The organism is Burkholderia sp. B21-005, from assembly GCF_020843965.1.
GTDB classification, from domain to species: domain Bacteria; phylum Pseudomonadota; class Gammaproteobacteria; order Burkholderiales; family Burkholderiaceae; genus Burkholderia; species Burkholderia ambifaria.
Map to the genome: position 1 here is coordinate 1,545,944 of NZ_CP086301.1, position 25,658 is coordinate 1,571,601.

Below are 25,658 nucleotides of genomic sequence, written 5' to 3' on the forward strand. Positions count from 1 at the left end.
GGCCGCCTTCGGGCGGCTTTTTCATTTGAAGGAGCCGTTCAATGGCATCGCTTGACATTTTCAATCAGGATCCTTTCTCGACCGTCTCGCTGACTGCGGCGGTCGACAAGTACCCGTACCAGCCGCAGACGCTGGGAGAGCTGGGCATCTTCGACGACGATCCCATCCGCACGACCGCGCTGGTTGTCGAGCAGCGCCAAGGTCAGCTCGTGGTGATTCCGCTGAGCGAGCGTGGCGAAGAAGGAACGCAGCGCACGACCGAAAAGCGCCAGGCGCGCTACTTCGACGTGCCGCGGCTGCGTCACGCGGACACGATCTACGCGAACGAGCTGCAGAACATCCGCGCGTTCGGCACCGAGTCGGAACTGATGCAGGTGCAGGACGAAGTCGCACGGCGACTCGCTGGGCCGACCGGTCTGCTGAAGAACATCGAGTACACCTGGGAATTCCAGCGTCTGGCGGCGGTGCAAGGCAAGTTCACGGATGCCGACGGCACCGTGAAGTACGACTGGTTTCAGGAGTTCGGCATTACGCCGGCGACCGAAGTCGGGTTCAACCTCGCGGCTGCTACGGCGAACTCGCTGCGCCCGCTCTGCAACCAGATTACTCGTTCGATGGCGCGCAAGGCGCAGGGTGCTTTCACGCCGTCGACGAAGATCTTCGCGCTGTGCGGCGACGCGTTCTACGACGCGTTCGTGAACCATCCGGACGTGATCCGTACGTTCGTGAACTGGAGCGACGCTGTCGAGATCCGCGGTGGCAATTCCGGCGGCGCATTCCAGGCATTCGAATTCGGTGGCATCCGCTGGCTGAACTACCGCGGTTCGGACGACAACACGACGATCAAGATTGCCGACGACAAGGTCAAGTTCTTCCCGGTCGGCGCTCCCGGGATCTTCCGCCGCGCGCTCGCCCCGGGCGAGTCGTTCCAGTGGGTCAACACGCCCGGTAAGCCGGTCTACGTGGTGCCGATCATGGATCGTGACCGCAACGAGTGGTGGAAGATGGAAGTGTCGAGCTATCCGCTCCACATCTGCACCCGCCCTGAAGTCCTGTTCAGCGGCCGATCGGAGGCGTAATGCCCGTCAACTGGGATGCAGTTGTCATCGGTCCGCTGATGGGTGTCTTTAGCGAGCCGGTGGCGTACACGTCGATTATCGGCGCGTCATTCCAGGTCACGGGTGTTTACGACAAGGCGTTCTTCGCCGTCGACGTCGAGACCGGATCGCTGGTCTCGACATCTCAACCGACGCTTGGCGTGCAGCTTTCGCAATTCCCGTCGAGCTACCTACCCCAGCAAGGCGATCACCTTCAGATCGTTGGAACTGGCGAGCAATGGGAAGTGCGAGAGGTTCATTCCGATGGCAAGGGCGGCGCTCGCCTGATGCTTAACGTGCCGGGACAAACCGATGTCTGATCAGACCGCGCGCGCGGAATTCCGCGCGGCGTTGCTTTCCGTGCTTGGCATGGTGAGCGCGCATCTGTATTCGCCCGGTGACTGGAACGTGCCGGCGTCGAAGCTTCCGGCGATCAAGGTCCGGTACGGCGTCGAAGAGAAAAAGTCGCTTGGCAATTCTGGTCAGACGGCCTTCGATACGACGAGCGTCTTCGAGATCCGTGTGGAGGTGTCCGCTGTCTCTGGTCCGGCAGCGCTCCTCGCGCTCGAAGGACTCCAGGCTGACATCGAGGCGGCGATTTTTAAGAGCGTGCCGCTGCGCAACCTCGCGCAGGACTTCCCGTTCATGCGCACACAGACGGATGTGAGCGCTGAGGGTGAGACGCACATCGGCGGAATGCTGATTTCGCTCGGTGTGCAGATGTACGAAACGTTCTACCCCGACGTGACGGCGCAGCTGGCAGAGATCGACCTGACTGCTGATCTGGTCAACGTCGCCGATCCGACTGGCACATACCCGAATCCGCCGTTCCCGGACGCAGTCACGCCCGCGCCTAGAACCGAAGGCCCAGACGGCCGCGCGGAAGGCTTCGTCAAAGCCACATTCCCCTAAAAGGAGCGACGAATGATCGTCAAACCTGCGCCGGGCCTCAAGGTGAGGCACCCGGTCACGAAGCAATTCCTGCCGGACGAAGGTATCGAAGTGCCGGACAACGATATTTTTTGGAACCGCGCTGCGGCCGACGGTGACGTCGTGATCGCTACGGCGGCTCCCGCGCAAGCTCGCGGAGGTGACAAGCAATGACGGTGCCTTTCAAGCAGATCCCGCAGAACGTCCGGACGCCGTTGTTCTTCGCTGAAATCGACAACTCGCGCGCCAATACGGCGGTGACGAACCAACGCGCGCTGCTGATCGGTCCGATGACGACCGGCGCGGCGACGGCGAACATTCCGTTGCTGTCGGCTGGCACCGGTGATGCAAATACGCAGTTCGGTGCGAACTCCGTCTTGGCGTTGATGGCAGCGAAGTATCGCCAGAACGATCAATTCGGCGAGCTCTGGTGTCTGCCTCTCGCAGATGCCGCCGGCGCAGTGGCTGCTACCGGCTCCATCGCGTTCACGGCAGCGCCGACGGCCAACGGCACGATCTCGCTCTATATCGCTGATCAACTGGTCTCCGTGCCGGTGACGCAAGGCATGACGACAGCGCAGATTGCGACGGCTGTCGCGGCGGCGATCAACCTGATCCCGGCGATGCCTGTCACGGCTGTGGCGTCGACGAGCACGGTGAACCTGACGGCCGACAACAAGGGGCTCGTCGGTAACGACATCGACATCCGCTTCAACAAGCAGGGTGCTCCGGGCGGTGAAGTGCTGCCGACCGGCCTGACCGCGGCGATCACCGCGATGGCGTCCGGTGCGACGAACCCGACGCTCACGACGGCGCTCGGCAATTTGCTGGACATGCCGTTCGACTTCATCGCCTGTGCGTTCACCGACACGACGTCGATGGATGCCATCAAGGCGTTCCTCAACGATTCGACGGGGCGATGGAGCTGGCAGCAGCAGGTCTTCGGGCATGCCTTCTATGCCTATCGCGGCACTTGGGCGAGCCTGACGACGTTCGGTACTGCGCGGAACAACCAGCACGAGTCCGTGATGGGGTTCAACGATTCGCCGACGCCGTCGTGGCAATGGGCGGCGGCGGTCGCGGCCGTGACGGCAGTCAGCGTTCGTGCTGACCCGGGCATTCCGATGCAGACCGTGGCGCTCACGGGCGTTTCGGCGCCCCCGCTGCAGTCGCGCTTCAACCTGAGTCAGCGCAATACGCTGCTGTACGACGGCATTTCGACGTTCACGGTTGCGGACGACGGAACGGTCGCGATCGAGAACCTGATCACGACGTACCAGACGAACGCATTCGGGCAGCCGGACAACAGCTATCTCGAGATCGAGACGATGTTCCTGCTCGCATACGTGCTGCGGCGTCTGCGGACGCTCGTGACGTCGAAATACGCGCGCGTGAAGCTGGCGGCCGACGGAACTCGCTTCGCGCCGGGCTCCGCGATCGTGACGCCGAAGATCATCAAGGCGGATCAGATCGCGGAATACCGCCAGATGGAGTACGAGGGCTACGTCCAGGGCAGCGATGCATTCGCTGAGGTAATCATTGTCGAGCAGGATTCGAGCAATCCGAACAGAGTGAATGTCCTGTACCCGGCTACGCTCATCAACCAATTGCGGATCCTCGCGCTGCTCGCGCAGTTCCGTTTGACGACATCGTAAGTTTCAGAAGCCCGACTTGCTACCGGCCCGCCGGGTTTTTGATCGTTAGGGGATAGTCGTGGATGGGGAAGGTATCACCACAAAGATCTGCACTCAATGCGGGCAATCTAAGCCGGCAACCGTCGAGTTTTTCTCCGCGCAAAAGGGCGGGAGATTCGGCCTGCGTGGATGTTGCAGGCCATGCTTCAATAAAAAATATCTGAAATCTCGATACGACAACGATCCCGAATACAGACAGAAACGTCTGGATCGAGAGCGAAAACGGTACGAGAGCAAGCGAGAAGAAATCAAGGCTCGTGTGACCCAATACCGCGTTGAGAATTCAGCCTCTGTGAAGGCTAGGCGAGCACAGCGATATGCTGAGAACTATCGTGTGATTTCTGAAAGGAAGAAAGCGTGGTACGTGCTTCACGGCGATGAGGTGCGTGCCGCGCGCGCCAAATATCGAGAGATGTTTCCGGAGCGTGTCCGTGCTTCAAAATTCGCCCATTATTCCGAAAATAAGGCGGATTACATAGCTAGGAATGCCAGTCGCAGAGCAGAGTTGATCAGGGCCACGCCTCGCTGGGCTGATCCATCGGCTATCGCGCTGTTATATCGTGAGGCTGAAAGGAAGACGAAGAAAACAGGCGTTGATCATCACGTCGACCATATCGTTCCTTTGCGTGGGCGAAAGGTATGCGGGTTGCATGTCGAGAATAATCTTCGTGTTGTGACTGCGACGGAGAACCTCAGCAAGCATAACAAGCTGATTGAGGACCTGCTGGTTGCATAGCCGCAGATTTTAATTTCAGTGGCAATTTGATGTGCCATTTATATTTCTGGAGAGCCATCTATGGCGAACAACACGGGCCTCATTGCCGGTACCGCGTACCTGACCGCCGACGGGGTGAACTATCAGGTCGAAGGCGAGCTGAAGTACGACGTCGGCAGCGTCACGCGCGAGTCGAAATCCGGACAGGACACGGTGCATGGCTTCAGCGAAATGCCGAAGCCGCCGTACATCAGCGCTTCGATTCGCGACTCGGGCGGTTTGAGCCTTGCCGCGTTCAACGCGATGCGCAGTGTCACCCTCGTGCTCGAGCTCGCGAACGGAAAAACGGTGATCGGCCGGAATATGTGGACGACCGAGGCGCAGGAAGTCGATACGACGGAAGCAAAGTTCACGTGCCGCTGGGAAGGTCTCCAGGGCGCCGTTACGGAGCAGTGATCGATGAGTGATACGAAAACCATCGTCCTGCGAAAACCGTTGACGTACGGCAAGGGTGCGGACGAAAAAATCGTCACCGAGATCACGCTCCGCGAGCCGCTGGCCGGCGACTATGAGTCGGCAGAGCGATCGGCTGGCGTGTTCGGTACATCGATCGCACTGGTCGCGATCCTCAGTGGTGTCCCGGTCGACGTGATCGACCAGATGTATGGGAGCCAGATCGACGAGGCGGAAGATTTCATTGCCTCGTTCGGGCACGATGCCGCACGAAATCCGACAGCCAGCCCCGACGAGATCGTTTTGACGCTCTCGCAGCCGGTGCGGCTGACGACGGACGACAGCCCGCTCAACATCGCGTCGCTGACGCTTTGCGAGCCGACGAACCGGCAGAAGCGGAAAGCGGCCGAGGCGGGCGGCCCGTTCGCCGGCGCCGTCGCCATGATCAGCATGATCGGGAAGGTTCCGAAGAGCGCGGTGCGCGGGCTGTGCGCGCGCGATTTCCTCGAGGCAATCGGCTATTTCAACGGTTTTCAGGTTCGGCGGTCACCGGACTCGGACGACTGATCGCCGAAAGAACCTCGATTCCGGAATGGTGGGATGACCGGCTTGCCGAGTTGACGCACATGATGCGGTTCTCGCCTGACGCGGTCGAGGATATGACTGAAACCGAGACGCTTCGCTGGCTCGAGCGGGCACGACGCCTCGGCAAGAGGATTGGGGTGAGTTGATGGATGTCGAAAATGCAGCTAGCGCTGTACGGGCCGCGGCATTTGGTATCTCCAATCTCGCGAACTCGCTTGCGGCTCGATTGGGCGGATCGCCTGGATCGTATTTCGATCAGCTGCGCCCGGCATCGTTTAGGAACATCCCGTTCGTGTCGCTGGGCGGAAGTTCCTCATTCGGTCGACGGCAACAACTGCACGAGTATCCCCAGCGTGATGAGCCGTGGGCCGAGGATCTGGGGCGTGGTACTCGACGTATCCGGATGCTCGGATTCGTCATTGGCGACAACGTCATCGCGCAACGCGACGTCATGATCGCCGCGTGCGAAGCCATCGGCGATGGCGAGCTCGTACACCCGACGCTCGGCCGACGCACCGTGAGCCTGATGGACTTTCGGAGCGTCGAGCATTGGGAGAAGGGTCGGTACTTCGAATTCCAGTTCGATTTTGTCGAGGGCGGCAAGAGGCAATATCCGACTGCGGAAGTTGCAACGCTGGAATCGGTATTGACATCGATTACCGGGCTAAATGTAGCGGCAGCATTCGATTTTGCTCGTACTGCGCTCGGAGAAATTTCACGAGGCGCAGCCGTTCTGGGGAAGATCGCAAACACGACCATCAGATGGTATTCGTTTGCGAACGATCTGGTCGGCGATGCAAGGAACCTGTTCCAGACGCTATTCAGCCTGCCCGGCGATTTCGGTAGATTTTTTGGAAGCGTTTCGGGCGTGTCCTTTGGCCGATCGCCGAGCATACCCGCATTCTCCGATGCATCGATTCAGTCCTTGATAGAAGGTGCGACAGCTGCCAGGGCAAGCGTGGTAACCGCAGGCGCAACCCTGGACGCCGCCGCGCAAAGCTTCAGTGCATCAAGCGTCGACAATTTCACCGCGGCGGTTCAGGGCGTGACGAGCGCTGTGCTCGCGGCCACGAATGATCCGAGTGATTCGATACGCTTGTTGGCCAAGCTCGCTACGTTTTCGCCGGCGAATGACACAACGACGTCGGTGATCGGCATGGCAATGGGCGGCGTCGAGGGTGCTTGTGCAGATCTGTTCCGGCGCACCTCGATCGGAGCGGTCGCGCAAGCGTCTGCCTCCTATCAACCGCGCTCGAGCGACGACGCAGCGCAGATTCGAGATTTCGTTACCGGGTTGATCGATTCGGAGATGGCCATCGCGGGCGACAGCGGTGCCGATCAAACCTATGAGGCGTTGTCGGCGCTCCGTGCAGCGGTCGTCGCCGATCTCAACAGGAGGGGGGCAGCGCTTTCGTCGATCAAGACGTTCGAGGTTGCGCAGCCGATGCCGTCGCTGGCCCTCGCGACGCGAATTTATCGCGATCCAACGCGGGCTGACGAACTCGTTTCCGAGGCGGATCCCGTGCATCCAGCGTTTTTCCCGACCACGTTTAAGGCATTAGCGAACTGAGAACCGAGCCGCGGCTATGGCGAGCAAAATTTCGATCGCGATTACCGCGAATAACCAGGCGTCCGGCCCAATCGGGAAGGTCCAGAACAGTCTGGCAAAGCTCCAGGCGCAAGCGAATAAGGGTGGCCTGAGCAACATCGGGCGCTCAATTTCGCTTGGGTTTTCCTCGAACAGCGGCGCGATTTCAGAGATCGCAAGCTTTGTCGGCAAGGCGGGAATCATCGGTGGCGTGACAGCGCTGACGATGAAAATCGCACAGATGGAGTCGCAATGGGCGTCGTCGGTGCGCTCGATGAACAACCTCGGGATTCGAACGGGGTTGCCGACGACGACCGCCTATGGCGTTCAGTATGCCGGGCGCCTGGCAGGATTGTCGCCCGAGCAGGCGAATTCAGGAATCGAGCAAGTTCGGCAAACGTATAGCGATGCGGTCAACAACCGCAATCCAGAGGCCCTGAAGCGATTCCAGTACGCCGGAATCTCAACAAGCCCCTACCGGATGGAGTCGCTTGAGTCGGTGCTGACGAAGCTCGCGGCCTACTCTGAAGCGCTTCGAAAGCAAGGCAAGTATGGAGGCGCACAGAATTTCCTCAATGCTGCTGGAGCCGGGTCGCTGATTGATTTCCTGAACCGGGGACCAGGACAGGTTGCGGCGGATCTGCAGGCTGCCAAAGCCTACATTCCGACGGAGCAGGATATTCAGCGCGCCCGCGAATATGCGGACGCATCGGCAAAGCTGAGCATCACCTATGAGCGGCTGAAGACGACGGTTCTGAGCGACCTTGAGCCCGCTCTCAATTCGGTCCTCAACGGAATTCAGTTCTTCTTCGATGCGTCGAGCGGCCGCGGGCGTCCGCAGGCGCAGCCGAACGGATCGGATGGTGCCGAACAGCGTATTTGGGACGGGTTCGAGCGATTCGGGAATTCGCTGCGCGGCCGCGGGCCGTACACGATGTCGCAGCTGAACACGAAGACATCCGTCGGTAATGGCGCGCAGCTCGAGCAGGCGCGCTCGATGGTCGAATGGTACGTAAATCATGGTCTTTCGCGCGAACAAGCGATCGGCATGGCCGCGAACGCGAGTCGTGAAAGCCGATTTAACGAGCGAGAAGTCGGTGACAACGGAAAGGCTGTTGGCCTTTTCCAGTGGCATCCGGATCGACAAGCCTTATACGAAAAGGCATTCGGCCGTCCGCTGGAACTCGCCAAACCTGAAGAGCAGATGGGATTCTCGTTGTGGGAGTTGAAAAACAACGAGAGGACTGCCGGCAACGCGCTCATGCAGTCGAACACATCTGAAGGCGCCGCCTCCGTTGTTTCTTCGCTATACGAGCGTCCGAAAAATCCAAATGAAGCGAATTTGCGGGCTGGGATTGCACGCCAACTGGATTCGGAGCTTGGGCCGGCAACCGGTGAGCCGGGAAAGGTCCGCATCGAAATCGTGCACAAGAACCCTCCCGCCGGCACGAGTGCGAACGTGACCTCGTCTCCGAACGTTGAGACGGACATGAAGACCGACCGACAACAAGCGCCGCTTGGCGACCAATACGCATATTCACCGGGCAATTTCTGATGTCGAACGCAGACCGTATCGTCGATGCCATGGGCGCGAAGCCCGCGGCAGACGAAGTCCGCGTGCTGTTGACGCAGGACGGACTTTCGCTCACTGGGTGGAAAAGCGTTCGGATCTCGCGCTCGATCGAATTCGGGACGTCATCGTTCGATCTCACGTGCTCGGCTGACGCGAACACGCTCAAGCTCGTTTCCAAAGAGGGCGCCCCGATCAAGGTTTCGATCGGCGACGACGTCGTCCTGACGGGCTATGTCGAAACGATCGAAACGATCATGACTCCGCGAACGCACGACGTTCGGATTTCCGGTCGCGGGAAGCTGGCCGATCTGATTGATTGTTCCTGTCGGATCGACAAGATCAATGCGAACACGAAGCTGGTAGAGCTTTGCACGGCGATCGCCCAGCCATATTCCGTGAAGGTGATGGTCGCCGACGACGCAACGCAGAAATTGCTCGATCAGATTCCGGTGCTGCCGCGACAGCTCGTCAGCATTACCGAGACGGCGTGGGAAGTCATCGAGCGTTACGCCCGGTATTGCGGCGTTCTCGTCTACGAAGGGGCCGCTGGTGAACTGGTGATCTCGACGGCGGGCACCGAGGAAGGCGATTCAGGCGTTGCTCTCGGCGAGAACATCGAGGCCATCGTTTGCACGAAGACGACGCTCGGCACATTCAGTACGTTCAACGCCGTTTTGAGTGCATACAGCATGGCCGCCGACGACGAGGGTGTCGAGAATCTGCCAGTCGTGACCGTCATCGCGAAAAGCACAACGGGCAGGCTCAGACCGACTTACTTCGTATCGGAGCAGAGCGCGACAGACCGGCAGTTCGTCGAAAAGCGAGTGAACTGGATGGCATCGCGTGCATATGGCCGCTCGCGGCGTGTCCGCACCATGGTCGATAACTGGCGCGATGCGGACGGCGTTCCGTGGACGCCGAACATCAACTACCCGGTGTCAGCCGGCGCAGTGGGTGTTCCAGACGGGACGATGCTCCTGCTCGCTGAAGTGTCGTACATCCTGAATGAAAACGGCACGCACGCCGAGCTCGTGTTCGGGCCGCGGCAAGGATTCCTGCCAGAGCCGGTCGCGCTCGACACGCTGCCGATGGACGAATCGATTCAAACCCCCGCGGAGGGATAGTGCTTGATCAGCTCAACAGGCTTGCGCGCCGAATTCTCTTGATGATGGCGCGCGGCACGATCACGCTCGTCGACGATTCGAAAAAGGTGCAGACCATGCAGGTTCGCGTGAACGGCTTGGAGCTGCTTCCGGATATTCCGCGCTTCGCGGAATACGGCTACACGTCGAATCCGCCGGCCGGGACGCAGGCAATCATCGGTTCGAAAAACGGTGATCGCAACGATGGAATCGTGATCGCAACGTCCAATGCGAAGTATCGGCTTGTGGGCTTGTCGACTGGGGAAGTCGCAATTCATGACGACAAGGGGCAGTCGGTGTACCTCTCCGCGAGTGGAATTGTTGTGAATGGCGGCGGCAAGCCGATCACGTTGACGAACACACCGAAAATTCGGGCCGAGACCGTACGGTTCGAATGTACCGGCGACATCGTCGACAACTGCGATACGACGGGCCGCAGCATGGCTGGCGATCGATTGATCTTCAACGGCCACAACCATCAGGTGAAGAACGTGCAGGGCGGTAGCAGCACGATTACGTCGGAAGTCCCGGCGCAGCAGGAGTGATGGATGTCCGACATCAGTGTTATTTGGGACGCCGCCAATAGCCGCGGGGATTGGTCGTTCCAGCCGCTCACGGTCGCGGGACAGGTGATCAATGTTTCGGCACCGTCGACGTTCGGTATTGGCGATGGCGTATCGACGTTGTTTCAGTTGTCGGCTACGCAGGGCAGAATCAACGGAATCATTTCGGCTCAGCTGTACCGCAACGACTGGCAAGGAAACCAGTTGCTGTATGCGACGCCGCGAACGAACAGCTTCCTCCAATCGGCGAATCTTGCATCGGCGTCGTGGGTCCGCAATAACGTCGCGTCGCTGGCGGCTGCGACCGGTCCGGACGGAAGCTCCAATGCGTACACGCTCACATCGACCTCGAGCGGCTTCGGTTTCGTCTATCAAAGCCTCTCGGTGACCATCGGCGTACCGGTCTGGGTCTCGATCTTTGCTAAAGCGGGTAGCACGAACAGCTTCCGCATGGTCAGCAATACGCAGGCTGGTTCTGCAACATTCACGCTGTCAGGTGCGGGGTCAGCAAGTGCAGTCTCAGGTGTGTTTTCGAATGCGACGATCGTCACCCTCGATGGAGTTTGGTATTGCTGCTCGGTTCTCCTGACACCGACAGCCACGGGCACCAATACGATTATCCCGGCAGACATCACCACCGCAAGCGCATCTGTAACGTTCTTTGGGCCGCAGTATGGAAGTGCGGGCGGCTATATCCCAACGACCACAGCACCGGTAACAGTCACTGACTACACGCTCACTCCCACGGGCTCGGCGGCACTTTCGGTGCCCCCAGCAGTTGCCGCAGCATTGACGTGGACTGGGTCATATGTGAGTGACACGGTCAGCGGCGGAGATCTGGCGACCGGTCTCGATCTCGAAACTGCCGTATTGGTGAGTCTCTTCACGGATCGAATGGCGAATCGGGATGACCCGATTCCGGATGGGACCGACGATCCACGTGGATGGTGGGGCGACATCGGGGAAGACAAGCCTATCGGCTCTCGCTTGTGGCTGCTCGATCGCTCGAAGCAAACGCAGGAAGTGCTCAACAACGCGCGCGACTACATCTTCGAGGCCCTGCAGTGGCTGGTGGATGACGGCGTCGTCGCGAGCATCGATGTGCAAACGCAGTGGGTGCGCGACACGTTCCTCGGCGCGCAGGTAACGCTCTATCAACCCACGGGCCAGAACGTCTCCATGGCGTACGCCTGGGCTTGGAACCAACTTTCCTGATATGCCATTCCAAAGAAAGACGCTTTCCACCTTGATCTCCGAGGTGGCGGCAGATATTTCGTCCGCACTTCCGGGGGCGGACGCTCTGCTGCGATTTGCGGTGCTGCGTGTGATCGGTAAGGTCCAAGCCGGCCTCACGAATTTGCAGTTCGGATACCTCGATTGGATCGCAAAACAGGCTGTGCCATTTACGGCGGAAGACGAATATCTGGAAGGCTGGGCCGCCCTGAAGAAGGTCTATCGCAAGGCGGCATCGCAAGCCCAGTTGACTGCCCAGTTCACGGGAACGGTCGGCAAGGTTTTGAGCGCGGGAACGTCCGTGGTGCGTGGAGATGGCGTTTCGTACACGACATCGACAACCGGCACCGTCGGTTCCGGCGGCACGGTCGTGGTGACGATCATCGCGGATGTCGCCGGTACGTCGGGGAATGCAGATCCTGGCACGGTCGTTTCACTCGGCATGGCCGTCGACGGCATCCAGACCGCCGGTACGGTGACCGGCAACGTTTCGGCAGGTGCCGACATCGAGATCAATGATGACCTCCGCGATCGGATGCTCGGCGCGTACCAGGAATCGCCGCAGGGTGGCGACGTCGAAGACTACATCGGATGGGCAAAGGATGTCGCCGGCGTAACGCGAGCATGGTGCGCGCCGAACGGCTTCGGTGCGGGCACGGTCGTGATCTACACGATGTGGGACAACGCGGAATCCGGACACGGTGGCTTCCCGCAGGGCACCGACGGCGTATCTCAGTTTGACAAGGGGCCGGGCGGTGTTCCGCGGGGCACCATCGCAACAGGCGATCAGCTCGTCGTCGCTGATTCGATCGTCACGGAGCAGCCGGTTACCGCGCTGGTGTATTCCTGCGCGCCGATCGCGAACAACCTGACCATCACGCTATCCGGGCTGACATCCGCGACGACGGCGACGCGGGCGGCGATTTTCGCCGCCATTGCCGATGTGCTGTTCCGAAACGGCGACCCTCGCGCAGGGACGATCAACCGGGATGACATTTCGGCCGCAATTCGATCGGTTGCCGGTACGGGTGGGTTCCTGATCAACCTCATTCAGGGTGTTGTGGGCACAACCACGACGACCTATTCGGGGAACATCACCAGCGGATTCGGCCAGTTGCCAGTTCTCGCAAACGTGCTTTACGTGTGAGGGACCATGCTCGCACCGAACTTCACCGCAGCAGATTTCCTGAAAGCGCTGCAAGGCCTGATGCCGCGAGGACGTGTGTGGCCGCGGGCACAAGACGCCGTCCAGACAAAAGTGCTGAGCGGTCTTGCGCCGAGCTACGAGCGTCAGACCGCGCGCGCGAACTATCTCCTCGTCGATGCTTTCCCGGCAAGTGCCTACGAGCTCTTGCCTGAGTGGGAGGCGACGCTGGGGCTGCCGGATCCGTGCGCTGGTCCGGCGCCCACGATTCCGCAGCGGCAGAGCCAGGTGGTCGCGCGCTTCGTTGGCGGCGGCGGCCCATCGATCGCGGAGCTGATCCAGTTTGCAGCCAACCTCGGCTACACGATCACGATCACGCAATTCGTCGAGGCGCGCGCCGGTCAGCTGAAGGCGGGTGATCCCTGCTGCGGTACCGACTGGAGCTTCGCCTGGCAGGTGAACGCACCACTCAATACGGTTGTTTTCGCCCTGGCTGGCGCGATGGCGGCCGGCGATGCGCTCGCATCTTGGGGAAACGCCGTTCTCGAATGTGAGCTCAAGGCCATAGCGCCGGCTCACACGATTTTGATTTTTGCTTACGCATAAGGGGATGTATGTATCGCATCGATGACGCAACCGCTGCCACTTCGCTGCCGACGCCCGAGGCCGCGGGCACCGAGGGGTACTTCACCGAAGGAAACCCAGCGACGGGCACGCCTGCGACGAAGGTTCGCGGGTCGTGGCTCAACATGCTCCAGGAGGAGCTGTGCTCGATTCTCGCTGCGGCAGGAATCGCACGCTCGAAGACGAGCTACAACCAGGTCAATAGCGCACTGCAGAAGATGTACTCGCCCGTCATCGGGGCGCAGCGCAATCTCGTAATGAGCGTCACGGCCGCATCGGCGACCGCAACGCTGACGGCCGATCAGATCGTCGTGGCGACGGCGCTGAACGGCCAGACTTTCATGTTGTCGAGCTTCAACAAGACGATCAACCTCGCGACGACGGGGGCCGGCGGTATGGATACCGGTACGGCGCCGGTTTCGGGCTATGTCGCGCTGTACGCAATCTATAACCCAACGACGGGGGCGAGTGCGCTGCTCGCGAAGAACGCCACGTCGGCGGTGCAGACGAACGTGTATAGCGGCGCGAACATGCCCTCGGGATACACGGCGTCCGCACTGGTTTCGGTCTGGCCGACGAACGCGAGCAGCCAATTCGTGGTCGGTGATCAGACCGATCGGCTTGTTTCGCTTCCATACGCTACGATTTCGACGATCTCATCGCAAATTTCGTCGCTTACCGCACTCAGCATCTCATCGTTTGCACCACCGAATGCAAGGAGCGTCGGTGGCCTGCTGAGCATTGCAACGACGAACTCCAGCAATTCGACTGTCGCCGTCGCCTCGAGAGCGTCTGCTGTTGGGCAGCAATCGAGCTCGTGCAGTGGCACGTCTGCCGGCGGCCTCCTGGCCGGGTCATCGTTCAGCAATCTTGCCGTTCTCGTGCCTCAGACGATCTATTGGTCGGCAACGGCCGCCTCCGGCACTTTCACGTCGGCATCTATTTTCCTGTCTTCGTACAGCATCTAAGGAAACATATGACAACGCTCATCGTTCAATTTTCGGATTCGATGGAATCTGAGGTGATCGCTTATTTTTCTGCGCCTCAAGACTCGGCAGCATATGAAAACCTCGGAACTGTCGATGTGTCCGATGCGCGATGGATGCGCTTCTATCAAAACGCTGGTGGGCCGAACTCGAAGCTTCCTGAGGCTCAATCGATCGCCCCATCAACCTCGGGTTCGGCGTGAATCAACGGCTCGTCATCAGTTTTGATACCGCGTCCGACAGGACAGGAAATTCCAGCCCGGCCTTTATCTGATACCCATCGTCGGTCGGATGCAGGCAATCAGACAGAAGGCCTTGCCAATTCGGCATTGCCATCATCACGTCGTACTCGCCGACGATTGGCACTCCCTGCTGTTGCGCAACCTGCCGAAGGGCGGTGACATACTGGCCGAGCACCGGTTGGCGGATCGGTTCACACGTGGGGTTAGGCTCGAGCAGAATGACCTGTTTGCCGGCCTGCTTCGCGATGCTGACCAGTTGGGTCATGACATCCGCATAGGTCGATGGTGATTCGACGGTTACGCCTGGTGTCTGCGTTGCGGCGAAGTAGGGGCTGTTCAGCGTCATGTTGATCGTGACGATCTGCGCCTTCGATGCGGCCATCTGCGTGTTCCAAGACGGATGCACGCCATCGGTGCCGTTCAGCAACTGCGATGCTTCGGTCGATGAGACGCCCTGATTCGACATCGTAACCGTCGTGCCGAACTTTGCCTGTAGAGCCGATTGAAGAAGTGCAGGCACCGAGTTTTTGGTGATGAATCCGCCGGACGGAGGGATTTCAACGCCAACCGTGGTCGAGTCACCGTACGCCTCGACCAGCACCGTCTTCGGCGCGGCAGGAGCGGCCGATTGGGCTGACGCGCTATCGCCGCCCCCGCCACCGCAGCCGCTGCATGCCAACACCAGTGCGCCGATCATGGGGATCAGGGCGCTCTTCACGATTGCTCGTCCTCGTGTGCTTCCTCGGCGATGGCTCCGAATTCCTTCATCTTCGTGAGCACTCGCGTGAACTCGTCCTGTGTCAGCGTGAGTTTTGCCGCCGCCACGAATGCCATATGCGGACTCAGCTCGCGGGGTGACTGTCCTCCGGTGTACTTGCGCCATTGATGATCGCCGGCGAGCCAGAACAAATCCGCCATCTGCTTGCCGGTCATGTTGAGTTCGTGCTTCAACGTCGCGAGATCCCTGGTTGAGGGGGGGGTGTACTTGATCGGCATCGGTATTTGTGAGCATCGTGTGCGAGCGAAATGTGAATTTCATGATCGTTTCCTTTCGGGGTGTTGGGCTGCGCAGGGGCGCTACCGCCAGCCGTAAATGTAGACCCATAGGGTCTATTGGTCAAGAAATATTCATCGCCGCCCGCCGGGCGGTTTTTTCGTTTACGGGGAATGAATGACCGACAACGCATCGGGACGCACGCAGGTCGAGGAACGACTTCGCGCAGGGGAGCGGCGCTTCTCAAAACTCGAACAGCGCCTCGACGAGAGCGCTGCGGCGACGAAAGAGCACCTCCAGAGCCAGGACAAAAAGATCGACGCGATCGTGGCTTCAGTCGCGACGATCCAGGCGAATACGCAATCAATGGTCGACACGTGGGAGGGCGGCGCCCGAGTGGTGCGCGCCTTGTGCCGGCTTGCCGATGCGTGGCGCTTCCTACTCAAGCATGTTGCCGGGCCGCTGCTGGCATTGAGCACGGTCGCCGTGATTCTGATTCGCTACATGCGTCACGAACCGATCCCCGATTGGGCGAATGCGGTCGTGAAACTTCTCTTGGGATGACCATGACACCACAAGTTCTTGCGAGCGCGCTCCAGATTCCGCTCGCCCGCGCGGTCACATGGGCCGACCCGCTATCGGCAGCGATGGCGCTCTATGCGATCGATTCGCCTGCGCGTCAGGCAGCGTTTCTCGCGCAATGCGGACACGAATGCGGTCGTTTCCAGTGGCTTCGCGAGATCTGGGGGCCGACGCCAGCCCAGCGAGCATACGAGCCGCCCGCCGCGAAGGCCGCTGACCTGGGAAACACGCAGCCCGGCGATGGGTTCCGGTACCGCGGGGGAGGCCTTCTGCAGATCACGGGTCGCTACAACTTCCGCGTGATGGGCCAGAAGATCGGCATCGACCTCGAGGGCAATCCGGACCAGATCGTGCAGCCGAGCGTGGCGGCCGAAGCCTCCGCGCAATTCTGGGCGGACAAAGCCCTGAGTGCATTCGCGGACAACGGCGATTTCCTGTCGATCAGCCGCGCAATCAATCTCGGCAACCCGCGCTCCGCGGCTACGCCGAATGGCATGCCCGACCGCCTGGCGCTCTGGGATTCCTGCAGGGCTGCGCTCGGCATCGCAATTTAACCTGCCGCACACGCGGCATTTTCAGGAGAAAAACCACATGAACCCGTGGATGAAGTTCATCGCAGCTGTCCTGCTGTTCGGCGCCTGGCTCGCGCTGGTCCTGCTGCATTACGTGCCGCCCCAGTCGTTGGTAGATGCGATCGGTTACACGCTGGCCGGCCTCGGCGTCTACCACGCCACGGCTGGGTCGGTCGGGCCGATTGTGACCGGACTGACCGGGACGGCCGAACTCGGTGTCGGAGAGCCATTGAAGCCCGCGTCGCAGCCGGTGGTTGTCTCCGTTTCCGGGGCGGCATCGGGGGTGGCGCCCGCGTCTCCAGCGCCGACGATCCAGTGATCCGCGCCGCGATCGCGGTAGCCGCATGTTTCGCACTCGCTGGGTGCGACTCGCTTCGATATGCCGGCATTGCCAGATACGAGGTCTCACCGCTCGTCGATGCCGCCGGCACGCCGGCTGGCTGCTGTGTATTGCGCGTCTGGAACGGCAAGCAAATGGCGACCGTCGAGGCGACGTTTACGCACCAATCCGCCAACAGCTATTCCATCTCGCTTCGCGAAACCGATGTTGAAGCATTCGTGGGGCAGGCCACCGCCGCGTCAGCGGCATCCGATGTCGTCGGCGCGGCAACTTCCGCCGCAGTGACGGCGCTCAAGACTCTCAAGTAAGGAACTTCCATGAAGCGCTTTTCGATGCTGCTCGCGGCAGGCATTATCGCGTCCGTTTCCATCCTCGCCGGCTGCAGTTCGGCGCCCGCGCTCACGTTCCCGCAACAGCTCGCGATCGCGTGCGGCGCGGCGAACGGCGAAATCGCCATCCTGAAGGCCGACGGCGTGTTCACCGGCGGCGCGGCCACCACGCTGAACGACACCGTGCAGCCGGCCATCGCGAAGGTGTGCGCGGTCGGCGCGACCGTGACCGCACCGGACCTCCAGACGATCGTCAACACCACGTTGCCGGCGATCAAGGCGCTGGTCGCCGCGTCGTCGCTCCCGAACAAGAACGCGGCGGATGCCGCGATCGACACTGCAATCCTCGCGTTCAATGTGGCGATCTCGATGAATCAGGCGCCCACTGCGCCGCCGGCGGCCGCGTCGACGCCGCTCGCGGGGAGCGCTCCGCAATGAGCAAGCCGATCCGCGTCGCTCTCAGCGGCAGCGGCTTTCGCCTCGGCGCGCATCTCGGCGCGCTGCAGGCGATCGAAGATGCCGGCTATACCATCGTGGAGCTCGCGGGTACGTCCGGTGGCTCGATCGTTGCGAGCCTCTATGCAAGCGGTCTGCCGCTGGATGTGATGCGCCAGATGCTGATGGAGCTGGACTGGTCTCCGATGATGAGCTTCTCGCCGTGGACTTTTCTCCGGCGTCAGGCCCTGTGCTCTGGTAACCAGCTCCTGTGCTACTTGACGCAATCGACGGCCGGTAAGACGTTCTCGCAGCTCGAGATCGATCTCAAAGTGATCGCGACGAACCTGCTGACTGAACGCGAATTTCAATTCTCGAAATTGGCGACGCCAGATGTGCCGATCGCGCTGGCTGCGCGCGCGAGCGCGTCGATTCCCATCGTCTTCGTGCCTGTCTCCGTTGCTGGCGGGCTGATGGTCGACGGCGGAATGTGCGACAACATCCCCGTCAGTGATCTGACGGTCGACGGGGTTCCGCGGGTGGGGATCTACCTCCAGTCCGACGATGCGCCTCTTCCGCTTGGCGCTTATGGGATCGGGACGCTGGCGCCTCGGATGATCGACATCATGCTCGCCTCAAATGAGGATTCGCATCTTGCCCTCGACACGCTCAGCGGTGCGACGATCGTGCGCGTGCCGACTGGTTATGCCAGCTCGTTTGACCGCCGCATGGCGGTCGCCACGCGACAGCGGCTGTATGACGACGGCTACAACACGACGATCTCAGCCCTGCGCACGCAGGACTTCGTCCATCAGCAGCAGGCGCAGCTGGTGGAGCGCTACTAGGTTGCTACCTACATCCTCATTCCAGACCTTCTGAACCGATTTACGCAGGTCGTCAGCGTCTTGAAACGTCCGGCGGCACCGGGCGATTTCGAGGATCAGCCGGCGCACTTCGTGACCTTCCGGATACCGGCTCCACATTTCGCGCAATTCGGCGTTGCTGGGCGGCACGAAGAGAGGGAGGGCCTTGCGGAGCATGATGAGACATGTCGGTACTGTATGGACATACAGTATAGCGGACCCCGAGGCATCACCGTCAAGAACCGCAATTCTGTGCCGAGCGGGTCGGCACCGTTTCTCTAATAAGCATGTCGGCATTTCCCGGAATGCCTCGTCTCTACGTGCCTATTTCTTCGGCAATTTGTTGGAGGTGCAAAGCTGCAAACGCATACGCACAGGCCGAGACAGCCGGTTTCCGTGGGTGCATGGGGTGCAGGTGGTCGGAGGTTCAAATCCTCTCGCCCCGACCAGATAAAGAACCCGCGTCAGTTCAGGCTGACGCGGGTTTTTTCTTGGCCGTCGCTTTTTTGCACATCCCGGCGCGGCCCCGGTAAAATGCAAGGTTGATCCACGGAAAGCGCCGTGATTTAGCGGAAGAGGATTCCCCGAACATGACTGATCTTCGTCTTACCATGCGGTTCGCTGCAGTGCTCGCCACCGGCGCGCTCGTCGCCGGTTGCGGTACGTCGTCGCCCACGAAAGTGGACTACAAGAGCGATTCGAAATCGAAGGAAGCGTCGCTCGCAGTGCCGCCCAACATGCTTGACGAGACGGCCGATCAGCGTTCGCTGCCGCCGCAGGGCGGCGCGACTTCCCTGTCTGCGCTTCAGCAGGTCCAGCACGCGGCACCCGCGTTGGACACCGTCGCGCCCGCCGTTTCCGGCATGCATATCCAGCGCGACGGCACCGAGAGCTGGCTCGTGATCGACGGCAAGAAGCCCGCCGACATCTGGCCGCAGGTTCGCCGCTTCTGGCAGGAGCAGGGCTTCCTGCTCGTCGTCGACCAGCGCGACAAGGGCGTGATGGAAACCGACTGGAACGAGACCCATCCGCAGATCAACGACGGCCTGATCCGTAGCGTGATCTCGAAGGCGATGGGCAACTCGTACGTGACGGCCGAGCGCAACAAGTACCGCACGCGCCTCGATTCGGCGCCGAACGGCGGCACCTACGTGTTCATCAGCCAGAAGGGCATGCGCGAGGCGATCACCGGTGCGAACAACGATTCGAGCAAGTGGGAAGCGAAGCCGAACGATCCGGCGCTCGAGACGGAATACCTGAAGCGGCTGATGGCGGTGCTCGCCCAGAACGAGCAGCGTGCGAAGAACGGCGAGCCGCCGATCGCGAACATCAACGACAACACGGTGCCGAAGGACAAGAAGGCGGATACCGACGCATCGAAGGCAGCCGCCGCGGCGATCGCCGCGCAGAACGTCGCGCGTACGTCGTCGCAAGCGAACGACGTCGACTCGGCTGCGGTGCCGTCCGAAGTCACGCTCGGCGAGCCGTACGACCGTTCGTGGCTGCACGTCGGCCTCGCGCTCGATCGCGCGAACTTCACGGTCGACGATCGCGATCGCACGAAGGGCCTGTATTTCGTGCGTTATGTCGATCCGAAGGACATCAGCGCGGCCGAGCAGGGCTTCTGGAGCCAGCTGTTCCACGGCAAGAAGGAAAAGCAGGCGAAGCAATATCGCGTCAACGTGAAGGCGCTGTCGTCCGACCAGACGCGCGTCGCAGTCGTCGACGATTCGGGTGCGATCGATACGTCGACGCCGGCCCGGCAGATCATGGGGCTGCTCGTGAATCAGCTGCGCTGATCGCGGTACGATCCCGGCCTTCGAAAAAGCCCGCCTTCCGGCGGGCTTTTTTCATTGTCGCGCGTGGTGGCGCTGGCGTGCGCGGGATGTTCGATCCCTCGTCGTGACGTTACGTAACATCCGCGCGTTACGGCCGCAGAACAGGTGTTACATCGTCATGGCCGCAGAAAATATCCTTATGGATCAACGGCGTACTTTCGTAAATGTGCCTGGCACGCAAACTGCTTTATAAGTTGGAATCGTGAGGACAGGGAGGATGGCGTCAGAGAGCGGGTGGCTTCGTGACCGTCCGACCAACGGTATCCACGTCTTCAGATGCCGGTGCTGCAAGCGCCGGCGCAAAACCGATGACGATCCGCGCCATGCGCGGATCCCGATGGCCCCGTCGCCTTTCCTCGTAGGGCGACGGTTTCGCCCGCGCTTCTTCTGAAGCGCGGGCAATTTTTTTTGTGGGGCGGCAAAGCGAGTGCGTGCCGACCCGGCCGCGGGGATTCGTATTGGTCGAGCGTTGGGAGGGCGAGGCTGCGTTGGCCGTGCATGCGCATTCGTCGCACATTCTGGCTTGCCGCGGAGCGGTCGCGGACGAAATGATCGTTCCGGGATCCGCGCGCTGCGGAGATTCGTGTGAGCGGGGCGGCGCGGCCGGACGTGCCGGCCGCTGCGATCCGTCAGTGCGACGTGCTGGGTACGTCGAGAATCAGGATGATCGTCCAGTCGGCATCGCCGTCGTGATGATACTGGCGTTCGGCGACGATGAACGGTTGCTGCTTGCCTTGCGGGCCGAGGAAAAGCACATCGCCCTCCATCGGCAGGCACTCGATCGGTGGCAACGCGAGGAAGGCGTCGGTCGAGCCGCGCGGCATCAGTTGCTTGATCTTGCGAGTGGCTTCTTCGGTCCACTCGATGTCGAGTTGAATGTTGCTCATGCTGTCCTCCGCACCGGGGTGCGCACGGGTGGAAAATTTCGGTGCGCGACTTTAGCACAGCGCGCAGGCGCCGCAACCAAAAAAGCCGAACCCGGTTGCCCGGATTCGGCTTTTCGCGTGTGCGGTGCCGCCGAACTTACTGGCTGGCAGCTTCTGCCGGAGCGGCCTTCTTGCCGGCCTTCTTCGCTGCCTTGTGATGCATCGCCTTCTTGGCGTGGTGATGCTCTTCCTGCGCCGCCGGCTGTGCAGCCTCGGCTGCCTGCTGCTGTTGCAGTGCCTGTGCGCGCTGCTCGATCTCGGCGATCTTTGCCGGATCGGTGATGGTCTGGATTTGCGTGCTCTCTTGCGCATACGCTGCGCCAGTCAGCGCCGACATCGCGACCAGAATAGCCAGGGACGTCTTCTTCATTGCTTTACCTCCGCTAAGTGGTGATGAACCCGAATGTTGCCGTTTTGTCTGGCGACTGCAATCGAGTGCGTGTCGAGTGTAACAAAAGTGACGGATCAATGTGCACCGGATCGCGGCGCAGTGCAAGGCCCCGTTGAAGTCGCGCAACACTTCGTGCGTTCCGTCACGCGCATGCCATCCCGGGGCGGCACGGTCGCTTTTGCTCCGGTGCCCGTCGTGCCGTCAGAACCAGCCGAGCCATCGATAGACGTGGAATTGCGCGATGCCGACCAGCTCGTGCAACGCCTGGTTCGCGTCTTCCAGGTTGTGCCAGCGGGGCAGCAAGCCCATTTGAGCGCGCCGGCGGTTCGAATAAACGGGCTGCGGATCGATGCCGAAGTGGCGGAAATCGAGCAATGCGCGGCGCATCTGGTACGACGACGCGACGAGAATGCGCGTGTCGTCATGTTGTGAGCGTAGTATAGAAGCAGTGAATTTCGCATTTTCGTAGGTCGTGCGGCTGTTCGGCTCGAGCACGAGGTCGCGGGGAGCGACACCTTCCGCCACCAGCCGGCGCCCGTAGACGGCCGCCTCGGTTTCGCCGTGATGTTGCGGGTCGCCGCCCGACATCACCACGGTGCAGCGGGTGGCCTGCTGCAGGCACGTGCGATAGAGCGCGGCGGTCTGGCGGATGCGCGCTTCGCCGTCGGGAGGTGCACGCAGGCCGGTTTCGCCGCGCCGCGTGCCGATGCCGATGATGATCAGCGTGGTCCGGCCGTGCATGTCGGGGCGTTCGACCGGCGTAACACCGGCTTCGGTCCATGCGATGAGCGGTGCCGCGAGCCAGCCTGTCGCGAGCAGCCAGAACACCGCGGCGCCGGCGATTGCGATCTGTCGCCGCCGCTTGCGGCAGAGCATGAAACAGATGAAGAGAAGTACAAATGAATCGAACAGAATCAATTTGATTGGGGTATGGTGTCTTTTTATGGACGGCTGACGATCTGGCCCTAACGCGACGCCGAACGTCGGCCCCCAGAATCGGTGGCGGTATCGGCGGGCGGAGCTCCCGCCCGGCGCGCCGCTTCGCATTGTCGCTGCACTTTAAGAAAGAATCGAGATGGCCACGTATTCCAACGAAGCGGTGCTCGACGCATTGAGACGAGTGCAGTACCGCCAGGTACCGTGGGCGCGCCGCCCGGGCGTGTTCGAGTATCTCCGGTCGCTAGGACTGATGGACACGGTCAGGCAGAAGACCGTTGCTCCCGCACCGGGTTTTCATGCGCCGGTCGACATCGCGGTGCTGACCGACAACGGTCGAGCCGAATGCGCGCGCCTCGAGCGCGACGAGAAATTACTTTCCTGGACCGATCGCCGTATGGACGACTACGCATTGAGCGAAGCCAGCGCCGTGGCGATTCTCGAAAGCCGCCTGTAGCGGCGCGCGCCTGTCCTCGCGCACCCATCCGCGCGACACTCCGAAAAAAAGCCCGTATCGCGAGGATACGGGCGTACCGGATACTTTTGCTGTTGCCACGCTGTGCTCATGGCAACGAATGTGACTCGTCGCATGTCGAGCAGTTCCCGAATCGGGGAATTTTCTTTGACGAAAACCTGCAGGATGTCGGGCTACGGATGACGCGGCAGCTCGGACGGCTGCGAGCCGATGCGCGCACGCGCGTTGCTGGCGATGTCGCCGCGCAGGTCGCCGCGCGGCACGGTCTGCCGGTTGGACGACGTGGCGGGTGGTTGCTGGCGAAGGGTGTTCCGGTGTTCTTGCTGGCGGTGAGGCGGCTTCCCGTGATCGTCGGCACGAGCGGGGGCGGTCAGCGCCAGCGAAATGACAATGCCGCATGCGACGAGCAGTGACATTGGTTTCATGGCGGGGGCTCCCTTCAAGCCGCCGGCGCAGCTTGTTGATATGACGCTAAGGTAAGCGCGGGAGTGCAGGTTTGCTGTAAATAATAGTAAAGAGATGTATCGCAGCACGACAGCGGTGATCGACGACGACGCGAGCGCCGCACAATGAACGAGGCGCTGAAAGAAACCGGGCGGCCGAAGCCGCCCGATCGAGTATGCGTTACGCCATCTTCACGGGGGCGCGCCAGGATTCCGGATTGGTCCAGAATGCGCCGCGCAGCCGGTCGCGGCTCGGCGGTGCAGGCGGCTTCGCCGCGCTTGCCCCGATGCGACCGCGCAACGAGATCTGGCGGCCGCTCGTGCCGAGTCGCTTGACGATTTCGGCGAGCGTACCGTCTGCCTGCCATTCGTCGAAGCGACGGCGGCAGGTCGGCGGCGACGGATAGCGGCCCGGCAGCTTGGACCAGCCTTCACCCGTCGACAGTACCCACAGCACGGCATTGACCACGGAACGGGCCTCCACGCGGGGACGGCCGCGTCGTTCGCTTCGTGCGGGTTCCGAGCAAAACAGACCCTCGACCAGCGCCCACTCGTTATCTCTCAAATCGTCGAACAGCATCATGTCCTCACCTCAGCGAAGCTAACTCCGGTGCGCTGCCCTGCGCCGCGCACTCTTCAGGCACTCGAACATCGAGTGCCGGGTGGGGGCGTCCGGTTGGCCGGCAGCGGCGTTTCTGCCTTCCCGTCCGACGAAAACCTGCGCCCTGTGCGTCAGATAAAGCACGATGTGTGCCACGTCGGAGGCGATTCCCTCGAGAGCCGCTTGGCAGCGGGCTAACGGCTAAGTCAGCTAGGGGCGTATAAGACGCCAAAATAACCCGGCAGCAAATCGGGACAATCACCAATCTTGTGCACTTCGCCCGTGCCGCGTGCGTTCGCGCGAATATTGCACCGCAGCGAAACATGGGTGATCGATGCCGGATTCGCACATCGAAGCGCGTTTCGCGCATTAAAATCGCGCATCGGTATCCACGATTGATGAGGTGAGGGGATGAACGTAACGCTGCGCCAGCTTCGCGTCTTCATCGAGGTTGCGCGGCTCAGGAGCTTCAGCCGCGCGGGCGACGAGATCGGGCTCACGCAGTCCGCGGTGAGCCGTTGCGTGCGTGAGCTCGAGACGGAACTCGGGCTGAAGCTGATCGACCGGACGACGCGCGACGTGCAGCTGACCGATGTCGGTGCCAACCTGATCGCGAGCGTGTCCCGCCTGATTGACGATCTCGACGACACGCTGCGCGAGATTCGCGAGATCGGCGAGCAGCGGCGGGGGCGCGTGATCGTCGCCGCGAGCCCGACGATCGCGTGCCGGCTGATGCCGCGTGTCGTCGCGTCGTGCGAGCGCCAGTTCCCGTTCGTCACGCTTGGCTTGCGCGACGACGTGCAGAGCGACGTGCTGCGCAAGGTGAAGTCGAGCGAGGTCGATTTCGGCGTTGTCATCGGGCCGCTCACCGTTGCCGATCTCGTGTGCGAACCGTTGATGACCGATTCGTTCTGCCTGGTCGCGCGCGCCGATCATCCGCTTGCGGCGCGGGCGGAGGTGCCGTGGACGGCGCTCGACGGCGAGCGCCTCGTGCTGCTCGACCATGCGTCCGGAAGCCGGCCGCTGATCGACGCCGCGCTGGCCGCCCATCGGGTGAATGCGACGGTCATGCAGGAGCTCGGGCATTCGGCGACGGTATTCGGGCTCGTCGAGGCCGGCGTCGGCGTGAGCGTGCAGCCGTGGCTGTCGCTGCCGCTGCCGGCAGGATCGACGCTGGTCGCGCGGCCGCTGACGCCGCGTACCGAGCGCACCGTCGAGCTGGTGCGCCGCCGCGACCGGTCGCTGTCGCCCGCCGCGCAGGCGATCTGGGAGCTCGCGCGCCAGATGCCGGCGCGGGCGGAGGACCTCGATTGAGGGTGCGGATCCGGCGCGCACGCCGGTACACTACGCGAATCGTGTTCCAC

At 61.5% G+C, this 25,658-nt stretch carries 32 protein-coding genes and 1 pseudogene; 26 read left to right on the forward strand and 7 right to left on the reverse strand.

From position 1 onward, the window contains the following. Positions 1-41: 41 nt before the first annotated feature. The 17 genes from LMA02_RS07305 (at position 42) to LMA02_RS07385 (ending at position 14,530) form a co-directional block, all read left to right on the forward strand. Positions 42-1,079, forward strand: coding sequence for a major capsid protein (locus LMA02_RS07305; protein ID WP_228907457.1), 1,038 nt, complete (start codon positions 42-44; stop codon positions 1,077-1,079). Continuing rightward, positions 1,079-1,417: a head-tail joining protein gene (locus tag LMA02_RS07310; RefSeq protein ID WP_228907458.1), complete on the forward strand. Its 339-nt coding sequence runs from the start codon at positions 1,079-1,081 to the stop codon at positions 1,415-1,417. The genes LMA02_RS07305 and LMA02_RS07310 overlap by 1 nt, the downstream gene beginning before the upstream one ends. After that, positions 1,410-2,009: a hypothetical protein gene (locus tag LMA02_RS07315; protein WP_175738539.1), complete on the forward strand. Its 600-nt coding sequence runs from the start codon at positions 1,410-1,412 to the stop codon at positions 2,007-2,009. Before LMA02_RS07310 ends, LMA02_RS07315 begins: the two co-directional genes overlap by 8 nt. 12 nt (positions 2,010-2,021) lie before the next feature. Continuing rightward, positions 2,022-2,201 (forward strand): DUF2635 domain-containing protein, encoded by a 180-nt coding sequence (locus LMA02_RS07320; RefSeq protein ID WP_175738542.1) that lies wholly within the window; start codon positions 2,022-2,024, stop codon positions 2,199-2,201. Next, the gene (locus LMA02_RS07325; RefSeq protein ID WP_228907459.1) at positions 2,198-3,682 is read left to right on the forward strand and encodes a phage tail sheath subtilisin-like domain-containing protein; all 1,485 of its coding nucleotides are present in this window, start codon (positions 2,198-2,200) and stop codon (positions 3,680-3,682) included. The genes LMA02_RS07320 and LMA02_RS07325 overlap by 4 nt, the downstream gene beginning before the upstream one ends. Positions 3,683-3,740: 58 nt before the next feature. Further along, the gene (locus LMA02_RS07330) at positions 3,741-4,457 is read left to right on the forward strand and encodes an HNH endonuclease signature motif containing protein (protein WP_228907460.1); all 717 of its coding nucleotides are present in this window, start codon (positions 3,741-3,743) and stop codon (positions 4,455-4,457) included. 60 nt (positions 4,458-4,517) lie between these two features. Beyond that, positions 4,518-4,892, forward strand: coding sequence for a phage tail tube protein (locus LMA02_RS07335; protein WP_175738546.1), 375 nt, complete (start codon positions 4,518-4,520; stop codon positions 4,890-4,892). 3 nt (positions 4,893-4,895) lie between these two features. Then, a complete protein-coding gene (locus LMA02_RS07340) occupies positions 4,896-5,456 on the forward strand; it encodes a phage tail assembly protein (RefSeq protein WP_228907461.1) in 561 nt (186 codons plus the stop codon). 163 nt (positions 5,457-5,619) lie between these two features. Then, complete coding sequence (locus LMA02_RS07345) at positions 5,620-7,044, forward strand: DNA circularization protein (protein WP_228907622.1); 1,425 nt, start codon at positions 5,620-5,622, stop codon at positions 7,042-7,044. Between the two features lie 16 nt (positions 7,045-7,060). Continuing rightward, positions 7,061-8,617 carry a phage tail tip lysozyme gene (locus tag LMA02_RS07350; RefSeq protein ID WP_228907462.1) on the forward strand — a complete coding sequence of 519 codons (1,557 nt, stop codon included), beginning with the start codon at positions 7,061-7,063 and terminating at the stop codon, positions 8,615-8,617. Next, positions 8,617-9,759, forward strand: coding sequence for a phage baseplate assembly protein (locus LMA02_RS07355; RefSeq protein ID WP_228907463.1), 1,143 nt, complete (start codon positions 8,617-8,619; stop codon positions 9,757-9,759). The genes LMA02_RS07350 and LMA02_RS07355 overlap by 1 nt, the downstream gene beginning before the upstream one ends. Beyond that, positions 9,759-10,322: a phage baseplate assembly protein V gene (locus LMA02_RS07360; protein ID WP_228907464.1), complete on the forward strand. Its 564-nt coding sequence runs from the start codon at positions 9,759-9,761 to the stop codon at positions 10,320-10,322. Before LMA02_RS07355 ends, LMA02_RS07360 begins: the two co-directional genes overlap by 1 nt. Positions 10,323-10,325: 3 nt before the next feature. Beyond that, positions 10,326-11,555 (forward strand): phage GP46 family protein, encoded by a 1,230-nt coding sequence (locus tag LMA02_RS07365; RefSeq protein ID WP_228907465.1) that lies wholly within the window; start codon positions 10,326-10,328, stop codon positions 11,553-11,555. A 31-nt stretch (positions 11,556-11,586) separates the two neighbouring features. Then, a complete protein-coding gene (locus LMA02_RS07370; RefSeq protein WP_228907466.1) occupies positions 11,587-12,720 on the forward strand; it encodes a baseplate J/gp47 family protein in 1,134 nt (377 codons plus the stop codon). A 6-nt stretch (positions 12,721-12,726) separates the two neighbouring features. Beyond that, positions 12,727-13,323: a YmfQ family protein gene (locus LMA02_RS07375; protein ID WP_175725174.1), complete on the forward strand. Its 597-nt coding sequence runs from the start codon at positions 12,727-12,729 to the stop codon at positions 13,321-13,323. Between the two features lie 8 nt (positions 13,324-13,331). Further along, entirely contained in the window at positions 13,332-14,309 is a 978-nt protein-coding gene (locus LMA02_RS07380; RefSeq protein WP_228907467.1) for a hypothetical protein, read from the forward strand. 8 nt (positions 14,310-14,317) lie between these two features. Beyond that, positions 14,318-14,530, forward strand: coding sequence for a hypothetical protein (locus LMA02_RS07385; RefSeq protein ID WP_228907468.1), 213 nt, complete (start codon positions 14,318-14,320; stop codon positions 14,528-14,530). A 1-nt stretch (position 14,531) separates the two neighbouring features. Here LMA02_RS07385 and LMA02_RS07390 read toward each other — a convergent pair whose 3' ends face one another. Together LMA02_RS07390 and LMA02_RS07395 are read right to left on the reverse strand one after the other, a co-directional pair. Further along, positions 14,532-15,287, reverse strand: a complete 756-nt coding sequence (locus LMA02_RS07390) for an SGNH/GDSL hydrolase family protein (protein ID WP_228907469.1) — start codon at positions 15,285-15,287, stop codon at positions 14,532-14,534. After that, on the reverse strand, positions 15,284-15,565 hold the full coding sequence (locus LMA02_RS07395; protein ID WP_228907470.1) for an XRE family transcriptional regulator: 282 nt from the start codon (positions 15,563-15,565) through the stop codon (positions 15,284-15,286). Before LMA02_RS07395 ends, LMA02_RS07390 begins: the two co-directional genes overlap by 4 nt. A 175-nt stretch (positions 15,566-15,740) precedes the next feature. On the opposite strand from LMA02_RS07395, the gene LMA02_RS07400 reads away from it, so the two are divergent. From LMA02_RS07400 to bamC, 7 genes are all read left to right on the forward strand, one after another. Continuing rightward, a complete protein-coding gene (locus LMA02_RS07400; RefSeq protein ID WP_175725178.1) occupies positions 15,741-16,127 on the forward strand; it encodes a hypothetical protein in 387 nt (128 codons plus the stop codon). A 2-nt stretch (positions 16,128-16,129) separates the two neighbouring features. Then, positions 16,130-16,699, forward strand: a complete 570-nt coding sequence (locus tag LMA02_RS07405) for a glycoside hydrolase family 19 protein (RefSeq protein WP_228907471.1) — start codon at positions 16,130-16,132, stop codon at positions 16,697-16,699. Positions 16,700-16,736: 37 nt separating this feature from the next. Then, a complete protein-coding gene (locus LMA02_RS07410) occupies positions 16,737-17,036 on the forward strand; it encodes a hypothetical protein (RefSeq protein ID WP_228907472.1) in 300 nt (99 codons plus the stop codon). Next, a complete protein-coding gene (locus LMA02_RS07415; RefSeq protein WP_228907473.1) occupies positions 17,033-17,365 on the forward strand; it encodes a hypothetical protein in 333 nt (110 codons plus the stop codon). Before LMA02_RS07410 ends, LMA02_RS07415 begins: the two co-directional genes overlap by 4 nt. Positions 17,366-17,374: 9 nt before the next feature. Further along, a complete protein-coding gene (locus tag LMA02_RS07420; protein ID WP_228907474.1) occupies positions 17,375-17,824 on the forward strand; it encodes a hypothetical protein in 450 nt (149 codons plus the stop codon). Then, positions 17,821-18,666 (forward strand): patatin-like phospholipase family protein, encoded by an 846-nt coding sequence (locus LMA02_RS35380; protein WP_324251288.1) that lies wholly within the window; start codon positions 17,821-17,823, stop codon positions 18,664-18,666. Before LMA02_RS07420 ends, LMA02_RS35380 begins: the two co-directional genes overlap by 4 nt. 608 nt (positions 18,667-19,274) lie before the next feature. Beyond that, complete coding sequence (gene bamC / locus LMA02_RS07430; RefSeq protein WP_228907475.1) at positions 19,275-20,483, forward strand: outer membrane protein assembly factor BamC; 1,209 nt, start codon at positions 19,275-19,277, stop codon at positions 20,481-20,483. 668 nt (positions 20,484-21,151) lie between these two features. On the opposite strand, the gene LMA02_RS07440 is transcribed toward bamC, so the two are convergent. The 3 genes from LMA02_RS07440 to LMA02_RS07450 all read right to left on the reverse strand — a co-directional run bounded on the left by LMA02_RS07440 (position 21,152) and on the right by LMA02_RS07450 (position 22,715). After that, on the reverse strand, positions 21,152-21,409 hold the full coding sequence (locus tag LMA02_RS07440) for a hypothetical protein (RefSeq protein WP_006758856.1): 258 nt from the start codon (positions 21,407-21,409) through the stop codon (positions 21,152-21,154). A gap of 136 nt (positions 21,410-21,545) precedes the next feature. Further along, positions 21,546-21,818: a hypothetical protein gene (locus LMA02_RS07445; RefSeq protein ID WP_228907476.1), complete on the reverse strand. Its 273-nt coding sequence runs from the start codon at positions 21,816-21,818 to the stop codon at positions 21,546-21,548. Positions 21,819-22,040: 222 nt separating this feature from the next. Further along, the gene (locus LMA02_RS07450) at positions 22,041-22,715 is read right to left on the reverse strand and encodes a YdcF family protein (protein WP_324251293.1); all 675 of its coding nucleotides are present in this window, start codon (positions 22,713-22,715) and stop codon (positions 22,041-22,043) included. A gap of 199 nt (positions 22,716-22,914) precedes the next feature. Here LMA02_RS07450 and LMA02_RS07455 point away from each other — a divergent pair, with 199 nt between their 5' ends. Continuing rightward, the gene (locus tag LMA02_RS07455; protein ID WP_006754206.1) at positions 22,915-23,232 is read left to right on the forward strand and encodes a hypothetical protein; all 318 of its coding nucleotides are present in this window, start codon (positions 22,915-22,917) and stop codon (positions 23,230-23,232) included. A 191-nt stretch (positions 23,233-23,423) separates the two neighbouring features. On the opposite strand, the gene LMA02_RS07460 is transcribed toward LMA02_RS07455, so the two are convergent. Next, entirely contained in the window at positions 23,424-23,675 is a 252-nt protein-coding gene (locus LMA02_RS07460) for a hypothetical protein (protein WP_228907477.1), read from the reverse strand. Between the two features lie 202 nt (positions 23,676-23,877). Next, positions 23,878-24,273 (reverse strand): annotated as a pseudogene (locus LMA02_RS07465) (transposase); the annotation flags it as partial. Positions 24,274-24,705: 432 nt separating this feature from the next. Between LMA02_RS07465 and LMA02_RS07470 the strand changes: the two are divergent. After that, entirely contained in the window at positions 24,706-25,608 is a 903-nt protein-coding gene (locus tag LMA02_RS07470; protein ID WP_166721490.1) for a LysR family transcriptional regulator, read from the forward strand. The last annotated feature ends 50 nt before the right edge of the window (positions 25,609-25,658 follow it).